Here is a 15,289-nt window from a genome sequence, read left to right as displayed (position 1 = left end):
CACCCGCTCAAGTGACGTATTGCGCAACGCCGTTACCGAATGACCAGTTCTCTTTTTTCACCTCCACCAGATTGATGAAGACGTCTTCCAGGCGCACCGCCAGTTGGGTGTGCAGGCTTTCGGCGATGGTTTTGAACAGCAACTGTTTCTTCTCTACCGAGCGCCCTTCGCTGATGGTGATCTGAATGAACACCACGCCGTCGCTGCGCTGGATTCCCAGATACTGCGGGTCGTAGACGAAGTGCTGGCCATCGTGCTCGGTGAGGATCTGGAAGTTGTCGTGCTCCGGCACATCGATACAACTGCGCAGGGCGGAATAGATCTGCTCACCGATGCGTTTGGCGAAAGTTGGGTCGGGGTTTTGTTTGATGTCGACGCGAACGAGGGGCATGGGCAGAGACTCCGGTGGGAGGGGACTCATTCACGCTAGAACATATCAACCAGATTGAAAGTATGGGGTGATGACCTCGTTGCTGTTTTTGTATGAGGCTACCTACGAAACTCGAGGATTTTACCTACGCATTTGGCAGAGCCATCTGCTATCGGGCAGACGGTCCACGCGAAATCATGGGGCAGCAATGGGAGGTGGTCCAGGATGGAAAAGCTTCCCGAGCGTTAACTGTCAGCAGCCAAGGAAGGTTCATGCATCTTGATGACCACAAAAATGTGGAGCTCGAAAGGCTACAAACGGAAACCCAAAAGCTCGGTGCGGAGAGGCGCAAGCTCTTGGCGGAGGAAGCAAAACTGAAACCTGAGACTTTTTTGTATCCCCTTGTGGTGGGGGCTGGGGCATTAACTGCAATTGCCACCGCCGTTGGGCTTTATCTGAAGCTGTAAGAGAGCGCAGCAGGTTGCCGTTGCGCATGCGTGTTGATTCAGAGCACCAAAAAAAGGGAAGGGGGCAGTATGAGCACAGAGGAAAGCAGAGCCAGGATAGACCGACTGTATCAAGAGGAGTTTGAGTTCAGAGAAGCCATGAAGCCCTTTCGCAAAGCCGAAAGGCGTGAAACGGTTTTGCTGTTTGGCCTTGGAATGCTGATGGGTGCGGTGGGGATCGCTTTCGTGATGGTGTTGGCTCGAGCCCTCTGAATACCCTTGCATGTGCCTGTTAACGACATCATGAATACCTGTTTACGACAGATAATTTCCCGAAAACGACACCAAACGGATCTGCTCCGCACAACCATTCCTCAGCTAAGTCTTTGCTTCTGCTCATTTATCGCGGAGAATCGCGCCCCTGTTTCGGCCGGAGCATGTCTGTCGGTTTTTTCCGACGCGTCCTGACCGAGTGGCAAGTGACCGGAATGCGGAGATCCGACCGGATGAATGATCAGGCCAATAGCGTCGAAGAGCGCTTTGATGCAGCAGCACCCGCTGAACTTTCGAGCTGGAATCGCCAGGACACCACCTGGATGTTGGGACTGTTCGGGACGGCCATCGGCGCCGGAACCCTGTTTCTGCCGATCAACGCAGGTCTGGGTGGCTTCTGGCCGCTGGTGGTCCTCGCGCTGCTGGCGTTCCCGATGACCTTCTACGCGCACCGTGGCCTGACCCGTTTCGTACTTTCCGGTCGCGAAGGCGCCGACATCACGGAAGTGGTCGAGCAGCATTTCGGCATCAAGGCCGGTGCGCTGATCACCTTGCTGTACTTCTTCGCCATTTTCCCGATCCTGCTGATCTACAGTGTTGGCCTGACCAACACGGTCGCCAGTTTCCTCGAACACCAACTGCACATCACACCGCCACCGCGCGCGCTGCTGTCGTTCGTGTTGATCCTCGGTCTGCTGGCCGTGGTGCGCTGCGGTGAGCAGGCGATCGTCAAGGCGATGAGCCTGATGGTTTACCCGTTTATCGTCGCGTTGCTGTTCCTCGCGGTGTACCTGATTCCGCACTGGAACGGCGGCATCCTTGCTACTGCTTCGCACGTGCCAGCGCCGTCGGCGTTGCTGCACACACTGTGGCTGGCGATTCCGGTGATGGTGTTCTCGTTCAACCATTCGCCGATCATCTCGGCGTTTGCGGTCGATCAGAAGCGTCGTTATGGCGTCCACGCTGAAGAGCGCAGCTCGCAGATCCTGTCCCGCGCGCACCTGCTGATGGTGGCGATGGTGCTGTTCTTCGTCTTCAGCTGCGTGCTGACCCTGACGCCGGAGCAACTGGCGGAAGCCAAGGCGCAGAACCTGTCGATCCTGTCGTACCTGGCCAACCATTTCAGCAATCCGACCATCGCCTTCGCGGCGCCGTTGATTGCGTTTGTGGCGATCTCCAAGTCGTTCCTCGGTCACTACATCGGCGCCAGCGAAGGTCTCAAAGGCCTGATCATCAAAAGCGGCAAACGTCCGGGCGCCAAGGCGCTGGATCGCATCGTGGCGGCGTTCATGCTGGTGGTGTGCTGGATCGTGGCGACCCTGAACCCAAGCATTCTGGGCATGATCGAAACCATCGGCGGCCCGGTGATCGCAGCGATTCTGTTCCTGATGCCGATGTACGCCATCCGTAAGGTGCCGGCGATGGCGCGTTATCGTGGTCAGGCGTCTAACGTGTTTGTCACCGCAGTAGGTCTGGTGGCGATTTCGGCGCTGATTTATTCGCTGACCGCGTAAGCCACAACTCCAGATACTCAGCTACAGTGGCCGCTGCATACGGTGTATGCAGCGGCTTTTTTTCGTCTGGAGACAGTGGATTGTCGAGCGCCCCGCAACCTGTTGAACCACCCAATCGCTGGCAGGATGTGCTGGCCGGCCTATCGATAGCCGGCCTCTTGCTGCCCGAAGCGGTGGCGTATTCGACCATCGCCGCTCTGGCGCCACAGGCCGGGGTTATCGCCCTGTTTGCCGGGCTGTTGTGTTACGGGGTGTTCGGCACCAGTCGTTTTGCGATTGTCTCGGCCACTTCCTCTTCGGCCGCCGTGTTGGCTGCGGCAACGGCGACCCTGGCCAATGGAGACCCGCAGTTACGCTCAACGTTGGCGGTTGGTCTGGTCTTGGTCACGGGCGTGTTGTTTTTGCTGGCCGGGGCCTTTCGTCTGGGCAGTGTCACGTCCTTCATCGCCAAACCGGTTTTGCGTGGATTCGCCTTCGGTCTGGCGCTGACGATCATTCTCAAGCAGGTCGCCAGTGTGGTCGGCGTGCATCTGACCGACGCCAATCTGGTGCGCTTCGCCCCGCAACTGCTTGAGCAACTGCCGCAATGGAACTGGCCGGCCGCAGGTGTCGCTGCCGTTGCGCTGGTATTGCTCGGGCTGTTTTCACGATTCCCTCGTCTACCCGGTGGCTTGCTGGTGGTAATGATCGGCATCGCCGCCGGGCAATGGCTGAACCTGCCAGCGCATGGTGTGAAGATGATCGGCATTATCGACCTCAGCCTGGACGTCCCCAACCTGCCGGCGCTGCCGTTCGCCGACTGGCTACGACTGGGGGAGGTGGGGTTTGCGTTGGCGATGATTCTGTATGCGGAGTCTTACGGATCGATCAGTTCCTATGCGCTCAAGCATGGCGACCGCGTCACCTCAAACCGTGATCTGTTGGCGCTGGGAGCGTCGAACCTGCTCTCCGGGTTGTTTCATGGCATGCCGGCAGGGGCTGGATACTCGGCGACCTCGGCAAATGAAGCCGCAGGGGCGACGTCTCGCTGGGCCGGCGGGGTAGCCGCGTTGGTGGTGTTGATCATCGTGTTGACGGTGTTGCCGTGGATTGCCCTGACGCCGGAGCCGGTTCTTGCCGCGATTGTCATGCATGCGTTGGGTCGCGGTTTGAGTTTGCAGCCGCTGGGCCGCTACTTCATCTGGCGCCGGGATCGTGTGCTGGTTATCTGTGCGGTCTCGGCCGTTTTGATGTTGGGCGTGCTGGACGGCTTGCTGGTCTCGGTGGCGATCAGTGTGCTGTTGATGCTCAAGCAGATGTCGGCAGCGGACATTCAAGTGTTGGGACGGATTGATGGCGGGCACGATTTTGTCGATGTGCAGCGTCATCCCATTGCGCAAACGGAACCCGGCGTACTGATCATTCGACCGAGTGAAGCGTTGTTTTTTGCCAACGTTGAACGAATTCTGGGGGCGGCGTTACGGCTGATCCGCCATGCAGAGGTGCCGGTGCACACGGTGATTCTGAGTCTTGAGGAGACGCCTGACCTGGATGGCACCAGTATTGAGGCGATGCAGGAGTTTTTCCTGCGGGTGCATCAGGAAGGCAAGCGATTGATTCTGGCGCGGCTCAAGCATGAAGCGCTGACGGTGTTGGACGCATTGCCTGAAGTGCAGGCCAACGGTGTGATCCTCAGCGGTTTGAGCGTCGATGGCGCCGTGCAGAAAGCCCTCAAACCAGACCCCAAGGCATAAAAAAACGCCGCTCATCTCACGATGGGCGGCGTTTTTCATTGCGTTGCAACGTTAGGCTTGAACGACCGGGATGTTGGCGTTCGCAGCAGCTTCACGGAACTCGGCGATCTGGTCGAAGGACAGATAGCGGTAGATATCGGCCGCCATGCTGTCGATCTTGCCAGCGTATTCCATGTACTCCTCGACGGTCGGCAGGCGACCCAGGATCGAAGCCACGGACGCCAGCTCGGCCGAAGCCAGGTAGACGTTCGCGCCGTCGCCCAGACGGTTCGGGAAGTTACGGGTCGACGTCGACACCACGGTGCTGTTCGGCTCTACACGTGCCTGGTTACCCATGCACAGCGAGCAGCCTGGCATTTCCATGCGTGCGCCAGCCTTGCCGTAGATGCCGTAGTAGCCTTCTTCGGTCAGTTGGTGAGCGTCCATTTTGGTCGGCGGCGACAGCCACAGACGGGTTGGCAGCTGACCCTTGACCTGATCCAGCAACTTACCGGCAGCGCGGAAGTGACCGATGTTGGTCATGCACGAACCGATGAACACTTCGTCGATCTTCTCGCCAGCAACGCTGGACAGCAGACGGGCGTCGTCCGGATCATTCGGCGCGCACAGTACCGGCTCGTTGATGTCGGCCAGATCGATTTCGATGACTTCGGCGTATTCGGCGTCGGCATCGGCTTCCATCAGTTCCGGGTTGGCAACCCAGGCTTCCATCGCTTGAGCGCGACGTTCCAGAGTACGTGCATCGCCGTAGCCTTCACCGATCATCCAGCGCAGCAGGGTGATGTTGGAGTTCAGGTACTCGGTGATCGACTCTTTCGACAGCTTGATGGTGCAACCGGCAGCCGAACGTTCGGCCGAGGCGTCGGACAGTTCGAACGCCTGCTCCAGGGTCAGACCTTCCAGACCTTCGATTTCCAGGATGCGGCCGGAGAAGGCGTTTTTCTTGCCTTTCTTCTCGACGGTCAGCAGACCGTTCTGGATGGCGAAGTAAGGAATGGCATGAACCAGGTCACGCAGGGTGATGCCAGGCTTCATTTTGCCTTTGAAACGCACCAGAATCGATTCCGGCATGTCCAGCGGCATAACGCCGGTGGCAGCGGCAAACGCAACCAGACCGGAACCGGCCGGGAACGAAATGCCCATCGGGAAACGGGTGTGCGAGTCACCACCGGTACCGACGGTGTCTGGCAGCAGCATGCGGTTCAGCCACGAGTGGATGATGCCGTCGCCCGGACGCAGGGAAACGCCGCCGCGGGTCATGATGAAGTCAGGCAGGGTATGGTGGGTGGTCACGTCGATCGGCTTTGGATACGCCGCGGTGTGGCAGAACGACTGCATCACCAGATCAGCGGAGAAGCCCAGGCACGCCAGGTCTTTCAGTTCGTCACGGGTCATTGGACCGGTGGTGTCCTGAGAACCTACGGTGGTCATCTTCGGTTCGCAGTAGGTGCCAGGACGGATGCCTTTGCCTTCTGCCAGACCGCAAGCCTTGCCGACCATTTTCTGCGCCAGGGTGTAACCCTTGGTGCTTTCGATCGGTGCATCAGGCTTCTTGAACAGGTCGAACGGTGGCAGACCCAGTTCGGCGCGAGCCTTCTCGGTCAGGCCACGGCCGATGATCAGCGGGATACGGCCGCCGGCACGGACTTCGTCCAACAGCACCGGGGTTTTCATTTCGAAGGTGGTCAGGACTTCGTCGGTGCCGTGTTTGCAGACTTTGCCAGCATGCGGGTACAGGTCGATCACGTCGCCCATGTTCATGTTGGAAACGTCGAACTCGATTGGCAGTGCGCCGGCATCTTCCATGGTGTTGTAGAAGATCGGAGCGATTTTGCTGCCGAAGCAGAAACCGCCAGCACGCTTGTTCGGCACGTAAGGAACGTCGTCGCCGAAGAACCACAGCACCGAGTTGGTGGCCGATTTACGCGAGGAACCGGTACCGACCACGTCACCGACGTAGGCGATCGGGAAGCCTTGACCGCGCATTTCTTCGATCTGCTTCATCGGGCCGATGGCGCCCTGCTGATCAGGAACGATGCCGTCACGGGCCATTTTCAGCATGGCCAGGGCGTGCAGCGGGATGTCTGGACGCGACCAGGCATCTGGAGCAGGGGACAGGTCGTCGGTGTTGGTTTCGCCGGTGACCTTGAATACGCGCAGGCTGATCTTGTCTTCCAGCGTTGGGCGGTTCTTGAACCACTCGCCGTCAGCCCAGGATTGCAGCACGGCTTTAGCGTGAGCATTGCCGTTCTTGGCTTTTTCCGCGACGTCGTGGAACGCATCGAACATCAGCAGGGTGTGCTTGAGTTGCGCGGCGGCGACTGGCGCCAGTTCGGCGTCGTCGAGCAGGTCAACCAGAGTGACGATGTTGTAGCCGCCCTGCATGGTGCCGAGCAGTTCTACAGCGCGCTTTTTGTCCAGCAGAGGGGAGGAAACTTCGCCCTTGGCCAGTGCAGACAGGAAACCGGCTTTAACGTAAGCCGCTTCGTCCACGCCTGGTGGAATGCGATTGGTGATCAGGTCAACGAGGAATTCTTCTTCGCCAGCCGGAGGGTTTTTCAGCAGCTCGACCAGGCCTGCTGTTTGTTCGGCGTTAAGCGGCTGGGGAACGATACCCAGGGCTGCACGCTCTTCGATATGTTTGCGGTAGGCTTCAAGCACAGTTATTACCCTCATCAGTGGTCCCAAATGGGTGTCCGGGACGCTCATCCCGAAATTGCCGTACTCATGCTCCTCACGACGTTGTGGGTCGTTCGGCCAGAATTACCGGCAATTCCTTACAGAAGCTGCTTTCAAAGTTTTACGCCTGCAGAACGGGGAACTGATGAGGGTTGGCGCTGGATTTTTCCCCGCTGGAAAAATCCCTCGCCAACACCGCTCTGAAGGAACGACTGTGCTCGTGACGCTTTGAAAACAGCTTCTAACGGACATTGGCGCCTTAAAAGGCTGGCTGATTCTACGGCAAAAAAAATTTAAAGGTAAGTCGGGCTCTATTGGACTTTCGTGGCAATGCGCGTGTCTGGGTCAAACGCGCGGTGCGACTGAGACCCTGATGTTTGAGGGGTGATCAATGCCCGACAAAGGGCTAACATGCCGACCTGTTCCGCGTTTCAGTGTTTTGCCTATCTTATGCCCAATCAGACCATCAAGACCCCCTGCGTCGGCCTCTGCTCCACTGTTTACGGTGATCTGGTGTGCCGTGGGTGCAAGCGTTTCCACCACGAAGTGATCCACTGGAATGGGTACAACGAGGAGGAAAAACGCGCGGTGTGGCTGCGTCTGGAGCAATTGCTGTCACAAGTGATGGCAGGCAAGGTCGAGATTTTCGATTCGGCGCGCCTGCGCGAGCAACTGGAGCAGCGCAAGATCCGCTTCGTGCCGCATCAGTCGGAATATTGCTGGGCGTATCAGCTGATTGCTCGCGGTGCGCGGGTGATCATTAATCTGGAAGCCTACGGAATGGTGTTGCTGCCGGAGTTTCGCGACTGGAACCTGCCGGAACTGCGCGATGCCATTGATCGGGAATTCTTCCTGCTGTCGGAAGCGCATTATCAGCGCTACATCGCCCCGGGCTTTTTGAAAGACGCTTTCGGCGCCTAGAAGCTTCGCGAGCAGGCTCACTCCTACAGGGATCGCATTTCAAATGTGGCTGTTCAGTGTTTCACCGCCAACTCCACCAGATGATCCTCAACCTCCTGCGGCTTGAGCACCAGTACATCGCTCTCCAGCGCATCCAGCACAACTTCCGCCGTATTGCCGATCAATGCCCCTGACAGCCCGGTCCGCGCCACGGTGCCAATCACGGTCACCGCCGCCTGCAGCTTGTGCGCCATGAACGGGATCAACACATCCGCCGGGCCTTCCTCGATGTGCAGATGTTCATCATCGACATCGAATTCCGCCTGAAACGCTCGACATTGCTCGCGGTAACGCGCCTCGATGGTTTCGCTCAGTTGCAGCGTCGGGTCTGCAGCTGACAGCATCGGCGATGGATGCGCGGCGATCACATGCAAATGCGCTTTGGCCAGACTGGCAATGTCGTAGCCATGATCAATGATCGTTGTGTGCAGATGCCGGTGCTCACCATCGGCATTGCCCACGTCCACCGCCGCCAGAATCACCTTGTCCTTCCACGAACCGGCGGTTTTCACCAGCAACACCGGGGTAGGGCAGTGGCGCAATAGCTTCCAGTCCGCCGGGGTCAGCAGGGCTTTTTTCAACGAACTGTCAGGGAAATGCTGTTTGATCACCAACCCGCAACCTTCGGCCTGCTGCACATCGATGATGGTTTCGTGCAGGCTCTCGTTCCACGCCTGCTCGGTGGTCACGCTGTAGCCGTCGGCCAGCAGTGCGGCTTTGAGCACGCCGAGCATACCGGCGTGATCGTGCTTCTTGTCGCACACCAGCAGGTGCAGATGGGCCTGGGTCACGCCCGCGATCAACTTGGCGCGCTTGAGCGCCAGGCTTTCCGAATGTTCGGGTTCGATGACCACCAGAATGCTGCGAATGGCTTGCATGAGCGGAGTCTCCAGCAAAGAAAAGGCACGGCGTTGCACAACTATAGTTGCTGCTCGATCATGCGCGACTTGATGCATATCAACGCCAGCCGCTGGTGGTCTGCGGGCAGGCCGGTATAATCGGCGCCCTTCGCTCGAACACCTTTTACCGTGAGCCCCATGATCCTTCCCGAAATCCACGAATTCCTTGGCTGCCGCACCCCCGACGCCTGGGTTCAGGCGGCACTGGCCGATCAGGAAACCCTGCTGATCGACCACAAGAACTGCGAGTTCAAGGCTGCCAGCACCGCCCTGAGCCTGATTGCCAAGTACCATTCCCACGTCGACCTGATCAACATGATGTCGCGTCTGGCCCGAGAAGAACTGGTGCACCACGAGCAGGTCATGCGCATCATGAAACGGCGCAAGATCGAACTGCGCCAGCTCCACGCCGGTCGTTATGCCTCGGGCTTGCGCAAGGTCGTGCGCAGCCACGAGCCGGTGAAACTGGTGGATACGCTGGTGGTCGGCGCGTTTATCGAAGCGCGCAGTTGCGAGCGGTTCGAAGCGCTGGTGCCGCATCTGGACGAAGAACTCGGCAAGTTCTACTTTGGCCTGCTGAAAAGCGAGGCGCGGCATTTTCAGGGGTATTTGAAGCTGGCCTATCAGTACGGTGATGCGAAAGATATTGCCCAGGTCATCGACAAGGTCCGCGCCGCCGAGCAGGAACTGATCGAGTCGCCGGATGAAGAGTTTCGCTTCCACAGCGGTGTGCCTGCCAACACTTAAAGATCAAAAGATCGTCCGAACGCGGCCCGAGCCTTCGGCAGCTCCTACACTTGGAAATGCGTTTCCCTGTAGGAGCTGCCGAAGGCTGCGATCTTTTGCGTTTGAATGTTAAAAACTCTTAAGAGTATGAAACATCACCGAAAACCGGCCCCAGCGGCCGGTTTTTGCTGCCTGAAGCAAACGCCTTCAGCGCGATTGCCGCCATAATGCCGACCACTTCACACTTGGGTGGCAGACGGTCGTTATGGATAACCTGGGTTTTGGCAAAGTTCTGTTGGTGGAAGACGATGAGCGTCTGGCGGCGCTGATCGCGCACTTTCTCGAACAACACGGCTACGAGGTGCGCACCGTGCTGCGCGGCGACCTGGCCGTGGCTGCCTTTCTGGAATTCAAGCCGAAAGTCGTGGTGCTCGACCTGATGTTGCCGGGGCAGAGCGGTTTGCACGTGTGCCGCGAGATTCGCAGTGTATCGGACACGCCGATCGTGATTCTGACTGCCAAGGAGGACGATCTCGACCACATTCTCGGGCTGGAATCCGGCGCCGATGACTATGTGATCAAACCGATCAAGCCGCCGGTGTTGCTGGCCCGGCTGCGGGCGCTGCAACGGCGCCAGGTGCCGGATAGCAATGTCGTCAGTTTTCTGGAGTTCGGCCAGTTGAGCGTCGACCGCAGTTGTCGGGAAGTGCGGCTGGCGGGCGAGGTCATCGAAATGACCACCATGGAATTCGAGCTGCTGTGGTTGCTGGCCAGCGCGGCCGGCAAGGTGCTGTCGCGTGATGACATCCTCAATCGCATGCGCGGGATCGCCTTCGACGGGCTCAATCGCAGCGTCGACGTTTACATCAGCAAGTTGCGCAACAAACTCAAAGACAACCCCCGTGAGCCGATGTGCATCAAGACCGTGTGGGGCAAGGGTTATCTGTTCAATCCGTTCGCGTGGGAGCTGTAGATGCTGCGGTTATTTCTCGGGCTGTTTCTGGTCATGACAATTGGTCTGGTGCTGGCGTTGCAGACGGTCGAACGTACCTTTGATGCCTTGCTCGATTACCAGATGCAGGACTACAACCGTGAGGCCGTGCGCGGGCAGGCATGGACATTGGGCCAGCAGTTGCGTGACCTCGACGGCCCGGCCCGGGAAAAGCAGCTAGAAACGATCCGCCCGCATTACGGCTTGGGGCTGACGCTGGTCGACACTTCTGAACTCGCCCTGAGTGACGAGGAAAAGGCCGAACTGGCCAAAGGGTTGCTGGTGATCCGCGACAAGTACACCCAGTACATTTCGGCGATTGATGAGGGGCCGCAATTACTCAGTATTCGCTTGCCGGCCGAGCCGAGTCTGATGCCGTTCTACATCGCCGGCGCCTACCTGATGATTGCCGTGATGATCGGCATCGTCCTGTTTTTCTGGGTGCGTCCGCACTGGCGCGATCTGGAGAAACTGCGTCTGGCCGCCGAGCGTTTCGGCGACAACGATCTGTCGGTGCGCATCCAGTTGTCGAAGCGCTCGAACATCCGCGATCTGGCCGAGCACTTCAACCTGATGGCCGCACGCATCGAAGGCCTGATCGCCAACCAGCGTGAGCTGACCAACGCCGTCTCCCACGAACTGCGCACACCGATTGCGCGGCTGTCGTTTGAACTCGACCAGCTCAAACAGCAACCGGACGCCAGTCAGAACCGCGAGCTGATTGCCGACATGTACGCCGACCTCGGCGAACTCGAGGAAATGGTCTCGGAACTGCTGACCTACGCCAGCCTCGAGCGCGGTGCGACGGTAATCAAACGCGAAAACATTCAGGCTGCCAATTGGCTCGACAGTGTGGTTGGCAGCGTGGCGCTGGAGGCCGAAGCGGCGGGAGTGCAATTGCTGATCGGTGATTGCCGGCTCGACACCGTGCGTATCGAGCCGCGATTCATGGCGCGGGCGGTGATCAATCTGCTGCGCAACGCGATTCGTTACGCCGAGCAGCGAGTTGAGGTGACGCTGGTGCGCACCGGCGATTATTACGAAGTGCGGGTCAACGACGATGGGCCGGGCGTACCGGTGCATGGGCGGGAGAAGATCTTCGAACCGTTTTCGCGGCTGGATGCCAGCCGGGATCGGCGTACGGGTGGGTTTGGCTTGGGTTTGGCGTTGGTGCGCCGAGTGTCGCAGTCCCATGGCGGGCAGGTTGAAGTGGGCGATTCGGCTTGGGGTGGGGCGTCGTTCCGGATGACCTGGGCGCATCTGGATTGAATGCTGTTGCCTGCGCCGGCCCCTTCGCGAGCAGGCTCGCTCCCACAAATGGAATGCGTTCTTCTGTGGGAGCGAGCCTGCTCGCGAAAGCGTCGGGTCAGTCAGCATGGGTGTGTCTGATCCACCGCTATCGCGAGCAGGCTCGCTCCTACAGGGGGCACGGTTCAGCGGGTCAAGCCGAGACGTTCATGCCACTGGGCAATGGATTCTTCGGGGTAGACGTCGAACTGTTGGTCTTTGGTTTTGGCCTCGACTTCGACCCAGGGTGCTTTCGAACCGAGCATCAGATGTGTGTGCTCCGGCGGCACCGGCAAAGGCGTGTCGATGGCCGAGGCGAACGGGTGGATCAGCTCCGGCCATTCAGGGCTGAACAGCCACAAACCGCTGCCACACAGTGAGCAGAAATGGCGTTCGGCCGTGCTGCGATGGGCGCGCTTGTCGCCTTCGTCTTTCATCTTCGCGTGGTAAACGCTGATGTGTTTGCGCCCGCGCACTTTGAGACTGGTCGCGTCGCCGCCGAGGTTTATCGCATAACCGCCACCGCCCTGGGTCTTGCGGCAGATCGAGCAGTAGCAGCGTTGATAAGGGTAGGGGTGGGCGCTGGTGAGGCTGAATGTGACCTCGCCGCAATGGCAGGAGCCTTCGAGATGCATGGGAGCTCTCCGGTTTCTGAATGTGCGGTTGAGCCTAGAACATTCAGTGCGATGGCGGTCGGTGTGATTCGACGGGCGGGCGCAGCGTCTAGCCCCAGTGTCCCCGCAATCCCATGGGGCGAGACTTCGGAACCCGGCATGCAAGCGCTGTTGAACGAGATTCTTGACGCTGTCCGCCCGCTGATCGGGCAAGGCAAGGTGGCTGACTACATTCCCGCCCTCGGCACTGTGCCGGCCAATCAACTGGGCATCGCCGTGTACGGCAACGACGGCGAGATGTATTGCGCCGGGGACGCCGAGACACCGTTCTCGGTGCAGAGTATTTCCAAGGTGTTCAGCCTGGTGCAGGCGATCGATCATTCCGGCGAAGCGATCTGGGAGCGCCTTGGTCACGAGCCGTCCGGGCAGCCGTTCAACTCGCTGGTGCAGCTGGAATTCGAGCGCGGTCGGCCACGCAACCCATTCATCAATGCCGGTGCGCTGGTGATCTGCGATATCAACCAGTCACGCTTTGCCGCACCGACCCTGTCGATGCGCGATTTCGTCCGGCGCCTGTCAGGCAATCCGCAGATCATGATCGACGGCAAAGTCGCCGATTCTGAATATCAACACCGTGCGCGCAATGCGGCGATGGCGTATCTGATGCAGTCGTTCGGCAATTTTCACAACGATGTCGAAGCGGTGCTGCGCAGCTATTTCAGCCACTGCGCGTTGCGCATGAACTGCATTGATCTGGCGCGGGCGTTCTGCTTTCTGGCCAACGACGGTTTTTGCAAACACAGCGGCGAACAGATCCTCACGCGTCGGCAAACCCAGCAGGTCAACTCGATCATGGCCACCAGCGGGCTGTATGACGAAGCGGGTAACTTCGCTTACCGCGTTGGCTTGCCGGGCAAGAGCGGCGTTGGTGGCGGGATTGTCGCGGTGGTGCCAGGGCAGTTCACGGTGTGCGTGTGGTCGCCGGAATTGAATGCGGCGGGGAACTCGCTGGCGGGGATGGCGGCGCTGGAGATGCTCAGTTCGCGGATTGGCTGGTCAGTATTTTGATCTGAAACCCAATCCCTGTAGGAGTGAGCCTGCTCGCGATAGCTTAGTGTCAGTCAACATGTGTATATCTGATCCACCGTTATCGCGAGCAGGCTCACTCCTACAAGGGGTTTTGTGTTGCCTGGGGAGAGGGTGTTCCTATACATTTTCCGGCCGCTCCCTGCATGGTGAATCCGCTTCATGTCTCTTGCGCTCGAACGTCTAGTCGCTGGCACGCCGATCCCTTTCGCTGGTAACCGCGTCACCGTGGTCAGCCCCGAACTGGCCGCGCGCTTTCAGCCCGGTGATCACCTGCTGGTGGAGCAGGTCAGTGGCGAGCTGCTGTTGATCCCCGTGGCGGATCAGCAAGCGGCGTCGGTAGCGATCGAGCGCGCAGCCGCCGCATTCACTGCGCTGTCGGCTGTATCCGATGAAGCGATCAGCACGTTTTTTGACCTGTTCGCGCAACGTCTGGAAAACCCGGCGTGCTGGGCGCACATCGAAACCGCCAACCTTGCCGACATCGAACGCGCCAAGGCACGCGGCCGCTCCACCACCCGGCTGCTCGCCGACGAGCGCATGCGCGGCGACATGATCGCCGGCCTGCGTGCCTGGCGAGATGCCGCCGCCACGCGCGGTAAAGTCATCAGCAGTGTCGAGCACGACGGCTGGAAGGTCGAACAAGTGGTCTCGCCGCTGGGCATTGTCGCGTTTGTCTTTGAAGGTCGGCCGAACGTGTTCGCCGATGCGGCCGGTGTCTTGCGCACCGGCAACACCGCTGTGCTGCGTATCGGCAGCGATGCCTTGGGCACCGCGCAAGCCATCGTCACTCACGCACTGAACCCGGCGCTGACTGATGCCGGTCTGCCGGCGGGCGCGGTCTCGTTGGTGGAAAGCGTCAATCACGCGGCTGGTTGGGCGATGTTTGCTGATCGACGTTTGTCGCTGGCGGTGGCGCGCGGCTCGGGTCGTGCGGTCAGTCAGTTGGGCAGCATTGCCCAGCAGGCTGGCACCGCGGTCAGCCTGCATGGCACGGGTGGCGCGTGGTTGATCGCCGATCGTGCTGCCGATGCCACACGTTTTGCCGCCGTGGTGCGCAACTCGCTGGACCGCAAAGTGTGCAACACCCTCAACGTCTGCCTGATCCAGCGTGATCGCGCGGCGGAACTGGTGCCGCTGTTTCTTGATGCGCTGCAACAGGCCGGTACTGCGCGTGGCCAGGGCTGCAAATTGCACATCGTTGAAGGCAGTGAAGGATGCTTGCCGAGTGAGTGGCAGAACGCGACGGTCGAGGTCTATCGCGCCGAGGGTTTTCAGACCGAAGCGTTGGCTGAACCTTTGGCGGAGTCGGCGCTGGGCCGCGAATGGGAATGGGAAGAAACCCCGGAAGTCAGCCTGATGATCGTTGACGATCTGGATCAGGCGATTGCGCTGTTCAACCGCTACAGCCCGCAGTTCACTGTGTCTTTGATCAGTGAGGATGCAGCCGTACAAGAGCGTTTCTACAACGCGGTGAATGCGCCGTTCGTGGGCAATGGCATTACCCGTTGGGTCGACGGCCAGTACGCGCTGAACAAGCCGGAGCTGGGGCTTTCGAACTGGGAGAGCGGGCGCTTGTTTGCGCGCAGTGCGATTCTTTCCGGTGACGGCGTGTTCACTGTGCGCAGCCGCATGACCCAGATCGATCTCACAGTAAAACGCTGATCTGGCGGACAATGATCGTTCCCACGCAGAGCGTGGGAACGATCAG

14 protein-coding genes are annotated in these 15,289 nt (G+C 59.4%); 10 read left to right on the top strand and 4 right to left on the bottom strand.

Annotated elements, in window-relative coordinates:
* Window positions 1-7: 7 nt before the first annotated feature.
* On the bottom strand, window positions 8-391 hold the full coding sequence (locus ACOYXE_RS11230; RefSeq protein WP_160057314.1) for a tautomerase family protein: 384 nt from the start codon (window positions 389-391) through the stop codon (window positions 8-10).
* Between the two features lie 251 nt (window positions 392-642).
* Here ACOYXE_RS11230 and ACOYXE_RS11225 point away from each other — a divergent pair, with 251 nt between their 5' ends.
* The 4 genes from ACOYXE_RS11225 to ACOYXE_RS11210 all read left to right on the top strand — a co-directional run bounded on the left by ACOYXE_RS11225 (window position 643) and on the right by ACOYXE_RS11210 (window position 4,336).
* A complete protein-coding gene (locus ACOYXE_RS11225; protein WP_460929209.1) occupies window positions 643-837 on the top strand; it encodes a hypothetical protein in 195 nt (64 codons plus the stop codon).
* Between the two features lie 69 nt (window positions 838-906).
* A complete protein-coding gene (locus tag ACOYXE_RS11220) occupies window positions 907-1,089 on the top strand; it encodes a hypothetical protein (protein ID WP_160057316.1) in 183 nt (60 codons plus the stop codon).
* A gap of 233 nt (window positions 1,090-1,322) precedes the next feature.
* Window positions 1,323-2,603, top strand: coding sequence for an HAAAP family serine/threonine permease (locus ACOYXE_RS11215; protein ID WP_160057317.1), 1,281 nt, complete (start codon window positions 1,323-1,325; stop codon window positions 2,601-2,603).
* A gap of 80 nt (window positions 2,604-2,683) precedes the next feature.
* A complete protein-coding gene (locus ACOYXE_RS11210) occupies window positions 2,684-4,336 on the top strand; it encodes a SulP family inorganic anion transporter (protein WP_460929207.1) in 1,653 nt (550 codons plus the stop codon).
* 51 nt (window positions 4,337-4,387) lie between these two features.
* Here the strand turns inward: ACOYXE_RS11210 and acnB are convergent, their stop codons facing one another.
* Window positions 4,388-6,997: a bifunctional aconitate hydratase 2/2-methylisocitrate dehydratase gene (acnB, locus tag ACOYXE_RS11205; protein WP_160060074.1), complete on the bottom strand. Its 2,610-nt coding sequence runs from the start codon at window positions 6,995-6,997 to the stop codon at window positions 4,388-4,390.
* Window positions 6,998-7,465: 468 nt separating this feature from the next.
* Between acnB and ACOYXE_RS11200 the strand changes: the two genes are divergently transcribed.
* Window positions 7,466-7,936: a DUF1289 domain-containing protein gene (locus ACOYXE_RS11200; protein WP_038366489.1), complete on the top strand. Its 471-nt coding sequence runs from the start codon at window positions 7,466-7,468 to the stop codon at window positions 7,934-7,936.
* Window positions 7,937-7,989: 53 nt separating this feature from the next.
* Here the strand turns inward: ACOYXE_RS11200 and ACOYXE_RS11195 are convergent, their stop codons facing one another.
* Entirely contained in the window at window positions 7,990-8,853 is an 864-nt protein-coding gene (locus tag ACOYXE_RS11195; protein ID WP_160057319.1) for a universal stress protein, read from the bottom strand.
* A 159-nt stretch (window positions 8,854-9,012) separates the two neighbouring features.
* Between ACOYXE_RS11195 and ACOYXE_RS11190 the strand changes: the two genes are divergently transcribed.
* The 3 genes from ACOYXE_RS11190 (at window position 9,013) to ACOYXE_RS11180 (ending at window position 11,860) form a co-directional block, all read left to right on the top strand.
* Window positions 9,013-9,621 carry a MiaE family protein gene (locus tag ACOYXE_RS11190; protein ID WP_127926765.1) on the top strand — a complete coding sequence of 203 codons (609 nt, stop codon included), beginning with the start codon at window positions 9,013-9,015 and terminating at the stop codon, window positions 9,619-9,621.
* 244 nt (window positions 9,622-9,865) lie between these two features.
* Window positions 9,866-10,573, top strand: a complete 708-nt coding sequence (locus tag ACOYXE_RS11185) for a winged helix-turn-helix domain-containing protein (RefSeq protein WP_160057320.1) — start codon at window positions 9,866-9,868, stop codon at window positions 10,571-10,573.
* Window positions 10,574-11,860, top strand: a complete 1,287-nt coding sequence (locus ACOYXE_RS11180) for an ATP-binding protein (protein ID WP_460929204.1) — start codon at window positions 10,574-10,576, stop codon at window positions 11,858-11,860. It begins immediately after the preceding gene.
* Between the two features lie 164 nt (window positions 11,861-12,024).
* Here the strand turns inward: ACOYXE_RS11180 and ACOYXE_RS11175 are convergent, their stop codons facing one another.
* Complete coding sequence (locus ACOYXE_RS11175; RefSeq protein WP_160057322.1) at window positions 12,025-12,513, bottom strand: GFA family protein; 489 nt, start codon at window positions 12,511-12,513, stop codon at window positions 12,025-12,027.
* 138 nt (window positions 12,514-12,651) lie between these two features.
* On the opposite strand from ACOYXE_RS11175, the gene glsB reads away from it, so the two are divergent.
* The gene (gene glsB / locus ACOYXE_RS11170; RefSeq protein ID WP_034152462.1) at window positions 12,652-13,560 is read left to right on the top strand and encodes a glutaminase B; all 909 of its coding nucleotides are present in this window, start codon (window positions 12,652-12,654) and stop codon (window positions 13,558-13,560) included.
* 180 nt (window positions 13,561-13,740) lie between these two features.
* Window positions 13,741-15,243 (top strand): aldehyde dehydrogenase family protein, encoded by a 1,503-nt coding sequence (locus tag ACOYXE_RS11165; RefSeq protein ID WP_405124121.1) that lies wholly within the window; start codon window positions 13,741-13,743, stop codon window positions 15,241-15,243.
* The last annotated feature ends 46 nt before the right edge of the window (window positions 15,244-15,289 follow it).

Source organism: Pseudomonas sp. MC6 (assembly GCF_054790575.1).
This window is presented reverse-complemented; position numbering and strand designations above follow the sequence as displayed.

Bases quoted from the DNA above. Each gene is read 5' to 3' on its own strand.
- ACOYXE_RS11230 (WP_160057314.1), bottom strand. From the start codon at position 391: ATGCCCCTCGTTCGCGTCGACATCAAACAAAACCCCGACCCAACTTTC.
- ACOYXE_RS11225 (WP_460929209.1), top strand. From the start codon at position 643: ATGCATCTTGATGACCACAAAAATGTGGAGCTCGAAAGGCTACAAACG.
- ACOYXE_RS11220 (WP_160057316.1), top strand. From the start codon at position 907: ATGAGCACAGAGGAAAGCAGAGCCAGGATAGACCGACTGTATCAAGAG.
- ACOYXE_RS11215 (WP_160057317.1), top strand. From the start codon at position 1,323: ATGAATGATCAGGCCAATAGCGTCGAAGAGCGCTTTGATGCAGCAGCA.
- ACOYXE_RS11200 (WP_038366489.1), top strand. From the start codon at position 7,466: ATGCCCAATCAGACCATCAAGACCCCCTGCGTCGGCCTCTGCTCCACT.
- ACOYXE_RS11195 (WP_160057319.1), bottom strand. From the start codon at position 8,853: ATGCAAGCCATTCGCAGCATTCTGGTGGTCATCGAACCCGAACATTCG.
- ACOYXE_RS11190 (WP_127926765.1), top strand. From the start codon at position 9,013: ATGATCCTTCCCGAAATCCACGAATTCCTTGGCTGCCGCACCCCCGAC.
- ACOYXE_RS11185 (WP_160057320.1), top strand. From the start codon at position 9,866: ATGGATAACCTGGGTTTTGGCAAAGTTCTGTTGGTGGAAGACGATGAG.
- ACOYXE_RS11180 (WP_460929204.1), top strand. From the start codon at position 10,574: ATGCTGCGGTTATTTCTCGGGCTGTTTCTGGTCATGACAATTGGTCTG.
- ACOYXE_RS11175 (WP_160057322.1), bottom strand. From the start codon at position 12,513: ATGCATCTCGAAGGCTCCTGCCATTGCGGCGAGGTCACATTCAGCCTC.
- glsB (WP_034152462.1), top strand. From the start codon at position 12,652: ATGCAAGCGCTGTTGAACGAGATTCTTGACGCTGTCCGCCCGCTGATC.
- ACOYXE_RS11165 (WP_405124121.1), top strand. From the start codon at position 13,741: ATGTCTCTTGCGCTCGAACGTCTAGTCGCTGGCACGCCGATCCCTTTC.